Annotated in this window: 8 protein-coding genes and 2 tRNA genes; 8 read left to right on the top strand and 2 right to left on the bottom strand. The window is 39.3% G+C overall.

Annotation, left to right across the window (positions count from 1 at the left end; translation table 11 throughout):
• Positions 1-128 precede the first annotated feature (128 nt).
• The 3 genes from ALFOR1_RS09955 (at position 129) to ALFOR1_RS09945 (ending at position 1,642) form a co-directional block, all read left to right on the top strand.
• Positions 129-204, top strand: a tRNA-Lys gene (locus ALFOR1_RS09955).
• Between the two features lie 141 nt (positions 205-345).
• Positions 346-1,386, top strand: a complete 1,041-nt coding sequence (gene nadA, locus ALFOR1_RS09950) for a quinolinate synthase NadA (RefSeq protein ID WP_104642874.1) — start codon at positions 346-348, stop codon at positions 1,384-1,386.
• Positions 1,387-1,552: 166 nt separating this feature from the next.
• Positions 1,553-1,642 (top strand) — tRNA-Ser (locus ALFOR1_RS09945).
• Positions 1,643-1,705: 63 nt separating this feature from the next.
• Here ALFOR1_RS09945 and ALFOR1_RS09940 read toward each other — a convergent pair.
• Positions 1,706-4,384 carry a CHASE domain-containing protein gene (locus tag ALFOR1_RS09940; RefSeq protein ID WP_104642873.1) on the bottom strand — a complete coding sequence of 893 codons (2,679 nt, stop codon included), beginning with the start codon at positions 4,382-4,384 and terminating at the stop codon, positions 1,706-1,708.
• A gap of 456 nt (positions 4,385-4,840) precedes the next feature.
• Between ALFOR1_RS09940 and ALFOR1_RS09935 the strand changes: the two genes are divergently transcribed.
• Positions 4,841-6,166, top strand: a complete 1,326-nt coding sequence (locus tag ALFOR1_RS09935) for an OprD family outer membrane porin (protein ID WP_104642872.1) — start codon at positions 4,841-4,843, stop codon at positions 6,164-6,166.
• A 286-nt stretch (positions 6,167-6,452) separates the two neighbouring features.
• Positions 6,453-7,322 carry an alpha/beta fold hydrolase gene (locus tag ALFOR1_RS09930; RefSeq protein WP_104642871.1) on the top strand — a complete coding sequence of 290 codons (870 nt, stop codon included), beginning with the start codon at positions 6,453-6,455 and terminating at the stop codon, positions 7,320-7,322.
• Between the two features lie 370 nt (positions 7,323-7,692).
• Here ALFOR1_RS09930 and ALFOR1_RS09925 read toward each other — a convergent pair whose 3' ends face one another.
• Positions 7,693-8,082 carry a DUF2750 domain-containing protein gene (locus ALFOR1_RS09925; RefSeq protein ID WP_058549662.1) on the bottom strand — a complete coding sequence of 130 codons (390 nt, stop codon included), beginning with the start codon at positions 8,080-8,082 and terminating at the stop codon, positions 7,693-7,695.
• 227 nt (positions 8,083-8,309) lie between these two features.
• On the opposite strand from ALFOR1_RS09925, the gene ALFOR1_RS09920 reads away from it, so the two are divergent.
• The 3 genes from ALFOR1_RS09920 to ALFOR1_RS09910 all read left to right on the top strand — a co-directional run bounded on the left by ALFOR1_RS09920 (position 8,310) and on the right by ALFOR1_RS09910 (position 12,885).
• Positions 8,310-9,353: an alkene reductase gene (locus ALFOR1_RS09920; RefSeq protein ID WP_104642870.1), complete on the top strand. Its 1,044-nt coding sequence runs from the start codon at positions 8,310-8,312 to the stop codon at positions 9,351-9,353.
• A gap of 195 nt (positions 9,354-9,548) precedes the next feature.
• Complete coding sequence (locus ALFOR1_RS09915; protein ID WP_104642869.1) at positions 9,549-11,822, top strand: TonB-dependent receptor domain-containing protein; 2,274 nt, start codon at positions 9,549-9,551, stop codon at positions 11,820-11,822.
• Between the two features lie 70 nt (positions 11,823-11,892).
• Positions 11,893-12,885, top strand: coding sequence for an alkaline phosphatase D family protein (locus ALFOR1_RS09910; protein WP_104642868.1), 993 nt, complete (start codon positions 11,893-11,895; stop codon positions 12,883-12,885).
• Positions 12,886-12,979: the final 94 nt, after the last annotated feature.

Below are 12,979 nucleotides of genomic sequence, written 5' to 3'. Positions count from 1 at the left end.
CAGTTGGTAGAGCAGTTGACTTTTAATCAATTGGTCGATGGTTCGAATCCATCATAACCCACCATTCTATGAGTAGTTTTAATCGACGGATTTACGTAGCTTTTTTCAAAGCAAATTTATATTAGAGCGGGTCATTAGCTCAGTTGGTAGAGCAGTTGACTTTTAATCAATTGGTCGATGGTTCGAATCCATCATGACCCACCACTCTCTAATACTTTCCTTTATATTCTTTTTTAAATTCCCATTTTATTTTTTATAAACAGCCCCGCTAGTTTGCTGTTATTTATGTTTATATTCTCGTATAATTCGCCGTAATTAATGCACTGTAGATAAGTGGTCGAGAACATGAGTCTAGCTCAAACTATTATGCCTGAAGGTTATATTTTCCCTCCTAAGCCAGCACCGTTAACACAAGACGAGCAAGGCGAATATAAAGCGCGTATTAAACAATTACTGAAAGATAAAAATGCAGTACTTGTAGCGCATTATTATACCGATCCAGAAATTCAAGCCCTTGCTGAAGAGACCGGCGGCTGCGTTGCCGACTCGCTAGAAATGGCGCGTTTTGGTGCACGCCACGATGCCGATATGATCATCGTAGCGGGCGTAAAGTTTATGGGCGAAACAGCTAAAATTTTAACGCCAAATAAAACAGTTGTTATGCCAACGCTTGAAGCAACGTGTTCGTTAGATATTGGCTGCCCAATAGACGAGTTTTCAGCGTTTTGTGACGAGCACCCTGATCGTAAAGTCGTTGTGTATGCAAATACCTCAACGGCTGTTAAAGCGCGTGCAGATTGGATTGTAACCTCATCATGTGCACTTGAGATAGTAGAGCACCTCGATGAGCAAGGCGAAAAAATTATTTGGGGCCCAGATAAGCACCTTGGTAGCTATATTCAAAAAAATACCGGTGCCGATATGCTAATGTGGAACGGCGCATGTATCGTACATGACGAGTTTAAAACAAAAGCACTTAAAGACATGAAAGCACTACACCCAGACGCGGGTGTATTGGTTCACCCAGAATCGCCGGCAGAAATTGTAGCGCTGGCTGATGCCGTAGGTTCTACAAGCCAATTAATTAAAGCTGCACAGACAATGGACAACAAAAAGTTTATTGTAGCCACTGATCGTGGCATATTTTATAAAATGCAGCAGTTATGCCCAGAAAAAGAGTTTTTTGCAGCTCCAACAGCCGGTGAAGGCGCTTCTTGTAAAAGTTGTGCTCATTGCCCTTGGATGGCAATGAACGGCTTAAAAGCGATTGAAGAAGCTTTAATCGACGCTAAAGGTAAGGAAATATTTGTAGATATGGACTTACGTGAAGGCGCGCTTAAGTCACTTAACCGCATGTTGGACTTTACAGCAAACATGGCTAAGTAATTATCCCAATGTATAAAAACGGCTAAGCCTATTGGTTTAGCCGTTTTTTTATGCCTTTTATAAATTACTGGTTGATAAATAGGCATTTAACGGTGCAAACTTAAAAATGCCTTGCACCTGTGTAACCTATTTCATACTATAACGCGCTGTTGCAGTGCAACACTTTGGAGAGATGGCTGAGTGGCTGAAGGCGCACGCCTGGAAAGTGTGTTTAGGTTAATCCCTAACGAGGGTTCGAATCCCTCTCTCTCCACCATTATTCTAAGAACCCAGTTATTTATATCGGAAGATGTATTAACTGGGTTTTTTAATGCCTAAATTAACTATCGACTAAATCAAGAGTTGATAAAATGGCAATAAGTTCATGTTTTTCTATTGGCTTAGAAACATAGCCATCAAATAATTGTTTGTATATTTCTTTTTGTTCTGTAAACACATTCGCAGTTAATGCAATAACAACTTGCTCACTATCAAGTACTTTAATTTGTTTACACGCTTCAAGTCCGTCCATTTTAGGCATTTGTATATCCATAAAAATAATGTCGGGCTTATGCGACTTGTACAGTGCAATTGCTTCTAAGCCGTTGTTGGCTATTACAACTGTTGCTTTAGTAGGTTCAAGCATGGCTGAGGCTACTAGTTGGTTTATTTTATTATCTTCTGCTAATAAAATAATTTTTTCTGATAAGTCAGGAAATTCTGCACTGCTTATTTTTAATTCGCTTTCGTCTACTTTAGCTTGCTCTAAAGGTAGGTAGACGTAAAACTGGCTACCAGAACCTAACTGGCTTAATACTTTTATTTCGCCATGCATTAAACTGATTAACGATTTAGTGATAGGTAAACCAAGGCCAGTGCCGCCATATTCACGAGTGGTTGATTTTTCTGCTTGTTCAAAGCGCTCAAATAAGCGTTCAATTGCTTGCTCTGATATTCCTATACCTGTGTCTGAGACCTTGCAACATATTCTTTTTTCATCCGTTAAGTTAAAGCTTATCGTTACACCGCCTTGTGAGGTGAACTTAATTGCGTTGGAAATTAAATTTAAAAATATTTGTCTTAATCTAACTGGGTCGCCAATCCAGAATTTATGTTTAATATTAATTTCAAATTTAAGGTATATGTTTTTATCGTGTGCTTGTAGGGCTAAATCAGACTCTAAATGATGAATAAGTTCAAATAAATCAAAAGGCTTATGCTCAAGAGATAATTTACCTGCCTCAATTTTAGAAAAATCAAGAATATCATTAATAATGGTGGTAAGCGCTCGAGTTGAATACAGTGATTTTTTTAAATACTCTTTTGATTTTTCATTAAGCGGTTGTTCTTGTAATAGTTGTAATGTGCCAAGTATACCGTTCATGGGGGTTCGTATTTCGTGGCTCATGTTTGCTAAAAATTCAGACTTAGCCTGCGATGCTTGTTCAGCAAGTTCTTTTGCGTGACCGAGCGCTTGTTCGTGGTCAATTTGCTCAGTTAAATCATACGCAATACCTAAATAGCCAACGGTATCGCCTTCGTTATTTAATAAAGAAGTAACGCTTAAATTAACTTGTATGTGTTGGCCATTTTGGGTGACGTATGTCCATTGGTTAATATCTGGAGTGGTTGATGTTGCTTTAATCGTTAGTACTTCAATACCAGGGGTAACGGGGTGGTTTAACTCTTTTGTGAGCAACCTTGCTTTATTTACAACCTCTTCTTTTAAATGAAAAATACTTGGGCTTTGAATGCCAATAATATCATCGGCTTTATAACCTAATAATTTCTCCGCTGCAGGGTTAAATAAAGTAATAACCCCTTGTAAGTCGGTTGCAATAATTGAGTAGCTAGTGCTGTTTACAATACTGCGCTGTAACATACTCATATCGGCTATTTCTTGCGTACGTTGTTTAACTTCGCTTTCTAATTTCAAATTGGCTTGCTGTAATGCGAGCTTATTTTTTTTAGCCTGAAGCGCTTTTCTTTTAATTCTTTGGCTTCTTCTAAAAATAAACAATTGCATTAAAAAAGCGATAAACATACAGCCAATAGTGGCAAAAGAGCCATTAACAATGGCTTGATAACGACTAGGAAGATGAAGATTATAAATAAAGGCATCTGAGGCATTAATGGTAATTTTCCACGTTCTACCCATTAATTTTATTATTTTAGCTAATTGATAATGGTTAGTTTCGCTTTTTATGCCGTAACTAAAAAAATCAGTCTCAGTATTGTTATTTATATCACTTATCGTTAGTTGATTTTCATCAAGATGTGCAAGTGAGTCTAAAATTTTGTCGATTAATAACGGAGAATATGCCCAACCTAAAAGCTCATTCAGTCGCTGTTTTTTATTATCAGAAATAGTAATGGTTTTATATATTGGCACTAATATTAAAAAGCCTTGATGGGAGAGTTTATCTGCTTGTACTAAAGTTAGTGGGGCCGTTAATTGGGCTGTATTATATAAGGCAGCATTGAGTGCTGCTTGTTTGCGCATACTCTCTGATCCAATATCTAACCCAATTGCTTGTATATTTTTTTGCTCAGGAAAAATATATTGAATTATAAAATGCTCATTACTAGATGCTACGAGTGTATTTAAATTAAATGTTTGATCGGGTCTATCGTTTTTTGCATCGCTTAAAAATTGATTTAATTGCTCAACCCCAACTTTTTTTATAAAGCCAATACCATTAGCTCCAGGGAATTCTTTAGCGTAGTTACGACTACCAGAATAGTTAAATATGGCTTGATAGTTTAGGTTATTTGCACCTATACCATGTACAAAGCCCTTTAAACCAAATAGCCCATATTGATACAAATCGAGCCTACTGTTAATACCTGTAGAAAGCGAGGAGAGGCGGTTATCAAGTGCATTGTTTATCTTATTGTTTAAAGCTTCTTGATGTTTAATATGAGCAAAGTAGGTAAGTATGATGCCCGCAACTAATAAAATGACGTGAGGAAGCAATGAGATTAATAACCCTTTATTAACCGGCCGTGCTTGAGTCATTAATCAATCCTTTTTTATGAGTCGCAGTAGGTGTGTTTCTATTTTAATACCGTGATAAATATAGCACTTTTTAGAGAGGATACAACTTTGTTCTTAATTAATAACTATATATTTAATAGGAGCTTGGCGCTGATTTATTTCTGTAAGTAATTTATATGTATTAAGTTATTTATAAATTATATTTCTGATATTTAAAGAGTCACGAAGCCCGTAATTTTAGACGCATTTTTTCTTATGTTTCGGGATACGTTGATGATGATTACGTACGCTTAAAAGTATGTGTAGAGCCTAATCTTCTAACTTGTACAGATAATTTATGCAAAAAACATTGTTAAATGTCTAATTCTTGAGAAAGTAATCTATATTTATTTTGGTGCTAGCTTGGCGTATGAGTAAAAGATTAGTTGCTTTAGAGCAATATAAAACCGTAATTAAAACAAGGTAGCGGAGATAAATATGGCTCAACAGTTTTCGAGAATATTTGCAATAACAGGTGTGGTGTTAATTTGTGTTTCAATTCCTTCGTATGCTTCTATTAATGGACTTACTGAGCAAGACGAATTTAATATTAAATTAAGGTCAATTTATTTTGACCGCGATTACGATAACGACGTCAGTGACGATTCAACCTTTGCACAAGGTATAGAGCTCAATTATCAGTCGGGCTATTTTAATGACTTAATTAGCTTTGGAGTGTCTAACTATACCGTGCTCAATTACAACTCAACCGGTAGCGCGCAAAATAATATTTTACCTGCTGGGGATGAAAAAGGCGGTGTAGACGATAGCTTTTCTAAATTTGGCCAATACTTTATTGATTTTAAATTAGGTGACAAAGGCCATGTTAAAATAGGCGGACAAAAAACCAAAAGCATGCTTTTAAAAAGCTCAGGTAGCCGCGCTATTCCTAATACCTTTAGAGGTGTATTTGGCGATTACAAAATGGGCAATACCAAAGTATACGGCTTCGCATACGATAAATGGAGCCGCCGCCACGATGACAGGTGGGAAGATTTTTCAACCGATCAATCTCACAATGGCGCTATAAGTGTAATTTGGGGTGTAGGCGCAAGTTACAAAAAAGATGCACTTAAAATTGACGCTGAATATTTAAACTCTCACGACTACCTAAGCAAAATGGGCCTTAAAGCCAGTTACGATATTAAACTTAAGCAAAGCAAGTTAACACTTTCAAGCGGCGTGTTTACCTCAAAAGACGACGGTGATTTATTTGTAACCGGCGCAGAAGGTGGCGATTTAGATGACGAAGATGCACTAGGTGCGATTTCTGGCGTTACTAAAAGCGAAAACGATGGTTTTGCTTATTATTTAGATGCTAATTGGAAAAAAGATATTTGGACACTGGGTGCGGCGTTTACCAAGGTAAGCGATGCATGGATAGAAGATAACTTTAGTGGCGATCATGGTACTAATCCATTTCCTACACGATCATTAATTGGTGCCGATTTAACAAACCAAAACGAAGTAACCTGGCAGGCGCGTATAGGTATTAATTTAAAAGCCGTTACATCGGGTTTAACCACTAAGTTTTATTACACAAGCGGTAGTGATGCAGAAAATTCAGCCATTGGAAAAGCCGGTGGTACGGCAGATGAAAAATACTGGGCTGTAGATACTCGTTATAAAGTTGAGGCAATAAAAGGCTTAAGCTTACGTTGGTTGTTTTTAGATTACACAACCGAAAAAACAGGCAGTGTTGATGGTGTTAAAGGTGACAGGGCCGATCATCGAGTATATATGGATTACACTATTAAATTTTAAAATTACTTTTAACAAACCAATGCGAATTTTATGAATTAGTTATATTAGGGCGTGAGCAAGACGCGGAAGCTTTGCTCGGCTTTTACTTATTCTTACGGGATGTAAGCCAGTAGGGTAACGCAGGAGCAGTTACCGAACCTACTAGATTACAAACCTTGTGCCGCTATTTAATCGCCTCTAAATTGGACAAATTTCAACCTGTAAAGATCAAAACACCCTACCTCTGTGTGTAGCTCTTGTGATAAAACTAACCATTACAATAATAAAAATTAATGGGTAGCAGCCTATGTATACGCTTTCGCAGTGGCAAACAAACGGGCAGTTTATTGATATAAATGCCAATCAAATTTTTACTAAAACAGCGGGGGATGCAAATAACCCCGCGCTACTTTTAATTCATGGCTTTCCAAGTGCTAGCTGGGACTGGGAAGGTATGTGGGATGAACTCAGTAAACACTATTTTTTAGTAACACTTGATATGCTGGGTTTTGGGCTTTCGGATAAACCAATAAACGCACCTTATAAAATTACAGAGCAGGCTGATTTATACACGCAATTTTTAAAGCGTTTAAATATTACCGATGTACACATACTAGCCCACGATTATGGTGATACCGTGGCGCAAGAGCTATTAGCAAGACAAGTTGCTACCAAAAGTGAAATACGCATTAACAGTGTGTGCTTTTTAAATGGCGGGCTATTTCCACACGTACATAAACCCTTATTTATACAAAAGCTGCTACTTTCAAAACTTGGCTGGATAGTACCTAAGCTAATGAGCAAACAAAAGTTTGTTAAAAACTTAACCACTATTTTTGGTAAAAACACGCCACCAGCCCCTTTGGTAATTGATACGCTTTGGGCGTTGTTAATATTTAACAATGGTTTACGTGTTATGCCCATGCTAATTAAATATATTACACAGCGAAAACAAAACGAGCAGCGCTGGGTTGGGGCCATTATTAATAGCGATATACCGGTTACGTTTATTGCTGGTGAGCAAGACCCAATATCAGGCAAACACATGCTTGAGCACTATAAAAAGAAAGTACCAAATGCGCGCGTACAAGGGTTTGTTGAACTTGGGCACTACCCGCAAATAGAAAATGCTAAGGCTATAACTGTGGCTTATTTAAATTTTAGAAAGCAGATATAAAAAACGCGGCTATTTTAAAGCCGCGTTTATAAACTAAATAAAGTTATGCTAGGGCATGTTGATCTTTGATGGTTGAATTTGCAGCAGTGTGTTTGGTTTTTAGGCAAGGCAGAGCCTATGAAGTGTGGTTATTCCACACAAATAGGCGATAACGCAGCATAAATGCTAAACATGCGCTGCCCTTCGGGTTCTTCCTAGGGGCAATAAACTCTTTGTTGCTCGGTTTTTACTTATTCTTAAATGGATGTAAGCCAGTAGGGTAACGCAGGAGCAGTTACCGAGCCCACTAGGTTACAAACCTCGCGCCGCGATTTAATCGCCCCTAGATTGAACAAATTTCAATCCGCAAACATCAACACGCCCTAGTTACTTAGTACTTTTTCTTTGGTGCTTTTAGCTGTTTTTCAAATTCATCAGGAAATAAAATAGTGCCGTCGTCTTCCTCGGTTGGGAATACAGCGATAAGTAAGTCGTCCTCTTCAAGTCCGGGTGTCCAGCGGCTAAACCAATCTACAGTTGGGATTGCTTTTGGTGTACAGCCTTCCCATTCACCTGTGGCCCATGCCTGGGCAAATTCGCGCGTTGGCCACACAGGTACGCAATCGTCGTCTTCGTTGGTAAGCATAACGCAGCCATCGTCATCATTTAAAATCCATACTTGCTTGTATTGCTGCACGGTTTCGAACATAAACGCGAGTCGCTTTTTTGCCCCAAGGCCTAAAATTACTGCTTGTTGTTCGGTTGCATTTTCGCTCGTCATGATTGGCTCACTCTAGTTGCTATAGATTATTAATGTATAGCGTACAAGTATATCGAGTTATATGACAGAGTGTTGAAAAGTTACTATTTAATTTCATCCTCGCAGATCTAATTTTAGTATTGATCAGTATAAGTTCTCATAAATTTGAGCGATCATTCAAAATTACTCTTGAATGTATTTAAAAAGACCTCATCTCATACACATACTTTAAATAAGGATTGAAAAGAATGACTACTGATTTACTTTCACCGTTTAAATTAAACGACACACTTGAGCTTCAAAACCGTGTACTTATGGCGCCTTTAACACGTTGTATGGCCGATGATAATTTAGTGCCTACTCAAGACATGGTTGAATATTATGCACGCCGCGCACAAACAGGTTTAATTATTAGCGAAGCCACTATTATTCGCCCAGATGCGCAAGGTTACCCAAATACACCGGGGCTATTTACCAGTGAGCAAATTCAAGGTTGGAAGAAAGTAACTGACGCAGTGCATGCCAATGGCGGAAAAATGTTTGCACAACTTTGGCATGTTGGCCGTGTTGCGCATCCTCACTTTTTTGATGGCGATGTATTGGCGCCATCGGCAATTGGCGTGGAAGGCTCAGTACCACGTATGCGTGAGCTTACTTATATTACGCCAAAAGCTGCAACAACTGACGATATTAAATCGCTGGTTGCAGATTTTGCTAAAGCGGCCGAAAACGCAATGGAAGCAGGCTTTGATGGCGTAGAAATTCACGGTGCAAATGGTTACTTAATTGACCAATTTTTACATTATGCAGCCAATGTACGTGAAGATGAATATGGCCAAACACCTGAGAATATGTCGCGTTTTGCCCTAGAAGTAACGGATGCTGTTATATCGGCAGTGGGTAATGAGCGCACTGCATTGAGGTTAACTCCAGGCGCTTATTTTAACATGAGCGAAGATAGCCGCGATAAAGCCGTATTTGATTACCTACTACCAGAGCTTGAAAAAAGAGACCTAGCGTATTTACACGGCGGTATATTTGACGACAGCACGCGTTTTGACTCTTTAGAAGGCAAAACAACATCTGAATTTTTAAGAGCAGGGTACCAAGGTACGTTAGTTGGCGTAGGAAGTTATAGCTTTGAAACTGCAAAAGAGGCGATTAACGATGCTAAGTTTGATTTAATCGCCATTGGTCGCCCACTTATTGCTAACCCAGACTACATTAGCAAAGTTGCAAACAACGAAGAGCTTGTTGCTTATAACGACGAAATGCTTGCTAAACTGGTTTAAAATAGTTTAGTTTTAAATAATACAGCCTAGGATTTGAGTTCTAGGCTGACATATCCACGACATAATTAAGCCATAAAACTCCCACAATTTTTTAACAACTCTGTCAATAAACTTCATTTTTGTTGTCATATTTCAAAACCATACTGTGCCCGCTTTCATAATTACTTTTTATAATTAAAACCAAACGGGACAACAATGTACGCTTTAACAAATAAATCAGTTTTGAGTATGGCAATTGCTATGGCTGTATCATCAGCCGCTTATGCTAACGACAACGAAATAGAAGAAATTACCGTTACTGCCAAACCAACCAGTTACGCAAATAATGTGATTGAACCTGCAATGCTTGATCAACAAACAACAGTATCGAGTGTGTTATCGGTAATCGATAACTTACCTGGCATTAGCATAAACGAAGGCGATGCATTTGGTGGCGATGATTGGTCTACAACCATTACTATGCGCGGTTTTAGTATTGACTCAAACCAGCAGCAATTAGGGATGACCGTTGATGGTATTCCTAATGGTGGCTCAAATTACGGCGGGGGTGCTAAAGCTAACCGCTACCTAGAAACCGAAAACTTAGCTACCGTAGAAGTAGGGCAAGGCACTTCTGATATTAAGTCGGCCTCGCTTGAAGCGCTAGGCGGTACATTTAACTTTGTAAGTAAAGCGCCAAGCCTTGATAAAAGCACTACATTTGCTTATACCTCAGGCAGCCATGATGCCACCCGTTATTATGTTAAGCACGAAACCGGCACTATTTTTGACAATACACAAGCGTATGTAAGTTACTCGCAAACTGATACCAGCCGCTGGATTGGCTCGGGTAGTAATGGAGGGAAAGACAACCAACACGCGGAGCTTAAATTTGTAACAACGCTTACAGATTTAACCATTACAGGGCGTTTATCTTACGATGATGTAAGCGAGACCAACTACAACAGCGTAAGCCTTGAGCAATTTGAACAAACACCAGAGTGGGATCAGCTAACGTGGAACTGGACAGGCGTACCGCATTACGACCAAATGTTTGCCGAGGGCTGGGGTACACTTCGTGAAAATACATTAGCGTATTTAAAGTTTGAATATGCGCTTTCGCCAACATCGCTTATTACTGTGAGTCCTTATTATCATAAAAATTCTGGACGAGGCGATTGGATCCCCCCTTATTTAACGACCCCAGTAGATGAAAACGGCAACCCAACTACTGAGGGCGGCACTAATGCAGGCTCTTATGGTTTTGTAGACAGCGATGGCAATGCACTTGCGCCAAATGAGGGCTGTACTGCTAGCTTAAGTTGGCCATGGGAGTCTGGCCCTGGTTTAAACCCGGCGTGTTACGATAATACCGCGACTCCTGTTATGTCGTACCGCCATACACATTACAAAAAAGACCGCCTAGGTGTAACAGCCAACTACCAAGCTACCTTTGGCATGCACGATATAGAAGCTGGCTTTTGGTATGAGCAAAGCGACCGTGATGAATCACGCGATTGGCATAAAGTGATTAATGCTAGCATTTACCACCATTTTGACAGCACGCCATATTGGACACAGTATAAAAACACGTTTGAGACCGACACGCTAAAATGGTACGCGCAAGATTCAATGTTGCTTGGCGATTTTACGCTTAACTTAGGTGTTAAAAAGTACCTTGTTGATATTGAAAAGTATGACCATTATCAAAATGCGACAACAGCTAAAGTTAATAGCGACTCTGACGTGTTATTTAGTGGCGGTATTTTGTATCAATTAAATAATTCAACCGAGTTATTTGCCAGTTACAGTGAAAACTTTGCTGCCATAAAAGACGGTGTACTTGAGCGCGATAGCTCCGATTTATCAGCGATTGAGCCAGAAACCGCTGAAAACATTGACCTAGGTGTACGCTATCAAAACGACGCGCTAAAACTCACGGCAACAGCGTACTCAATAGAATTTGATAACCGCATAACTTTTATAGCACCGGGTAGCGATACTGGCGGTATTGATTACACCATAGGGACTAATGGCTCTTACTTAAATGTAGGCGGCATTGAATCGCAAGGTTTAGAGCTAGCGGCAAGTTATATGCTTAACGCGCAGTGGAGCGTATACAGCTCGTACACGAATAATGACTCAGAGTACAAAGGCGATGCACCCGGGTTTGAAGCTGGTGAAAAAGTAATAGACTCAGTAGATGACTTATTTGTGCTATCAACCGATTACTTTAGCGGTGATTTTCGTTTTGGGCTATCGGCGAAATACACTGGTGAGCGCGCAGATGTTGATGGCTACACTGTGGTTGATTTAAATGCCGGTTACTCAGCTGATGTAAATGCAGGGCCATTTAAAGCTGTGGATATTGCTTTTGTGGTTTATAACATTACTGATAAAAGTTACTTAGCGGGCGGTACGGGCAATGGCACTACTTACTTTATTGGTGCGCCACGTACAGCAGCGGTTACGTTAACTGCAACGTTTTAAATCAATAAACCCGTTTTAAGCCCATCATTGATGGGCTTTTTTATTAATAGCCATAGGTTAAAACTAATGTATGGCTGCACCGTCTAAAATTTTATTTGGCTCGTGTGGGCATCAAGATAAAGACATTCCGATATTTAATACCATTAATAAAGAGCAGGGTGATTTATTTATATTTTTGGGTGACAACATTTACGGCGACACCAACGACATGACAGTGCTTGCCAATAAATATCAAAAGTTAGGCGCAAAGCCTGGTTTTAAAGCGCTTAAAGAACAAACGCCCATAATTGCTATGTGGGATGATCACGATTTTGGTCAAAACGACGCAGGTAAAGAATACCCGCATAAAGAGCAATCTCGCCAAATCATGCTTAATTTTTGGGAAGAGCCTGCTAATTCTGAGCGCCGGACACGCGCTGATGGTATTTACACCTCTTACATGTATGGCGAAGGCAGGCAAACGTTGCATGTTATTATGCCTGACTTACGCTGGAACCGTGATGCGCTTAACCCTGTAAGCGAGCTTGAATATTACACAAAACGTAAATTGAATAACCAAGGCCCATATAGCCCAACAGAGGTTAAAGGCGCATCAATGCTTGGCGAGGCGCAGTGGCAATGGCTTGAGCAAGAGCTAAAAAAGCCAGCGACTATAAAGCTTATTGCCTCAAGCTTACAGTTACTACCTGATTTTACAGGGTGGGAGTCGTGGGCTAACTTTCCAGATGATCGCAACCGTTTATTTGCACTAATTAAAAAGCATAAAGTAAATGGCGTCGTTATCATCAGTGGCGATACGCACTGGGGTGAAATATCAAAGTATCAGCAAAATCTTGATTACCCATTAATAGAAATGACCAGCTCAGGCTTAACTGAAAAATGGAAAGACGTAAGCCCAAATAAACACCGGGTGGGTAATTTTACCCATAATGTAAATTACGGCGATTTAAGCATAGACTGGCAACAAGCCGACCCTGCTATTTCACTTAAACTTAAAGGGATAGATGGCAAAGTTATAATGCAAAATGAATTTAGCTTATCAAGCATTAGCCCTTATAAATAAAAGCACTATACAAATAACAAACGCACAGTGTTTAAAACTAATACTGTGCGTTTAAACTGATTGCTAACTCGCTGATTTATTAGTGCCAATTTAC

The sequence above is a fragment of the Pseudoalteromonas carrageenovora IAM 12662 genome, assembly GCF_900239935.1.
Classification (GTDB): Bacteria; Pseudomonadota; Gammaproteobacteria; order Enterobacterales; family Alteromonadaceae; genus Pseudoalteromonas; species Pseudoalteromonas carrageenovora.
Note: the sequence above shows the minus strand (reverse complement) of the source record. Positions and strands in the feature narration are given on the sequence as shown.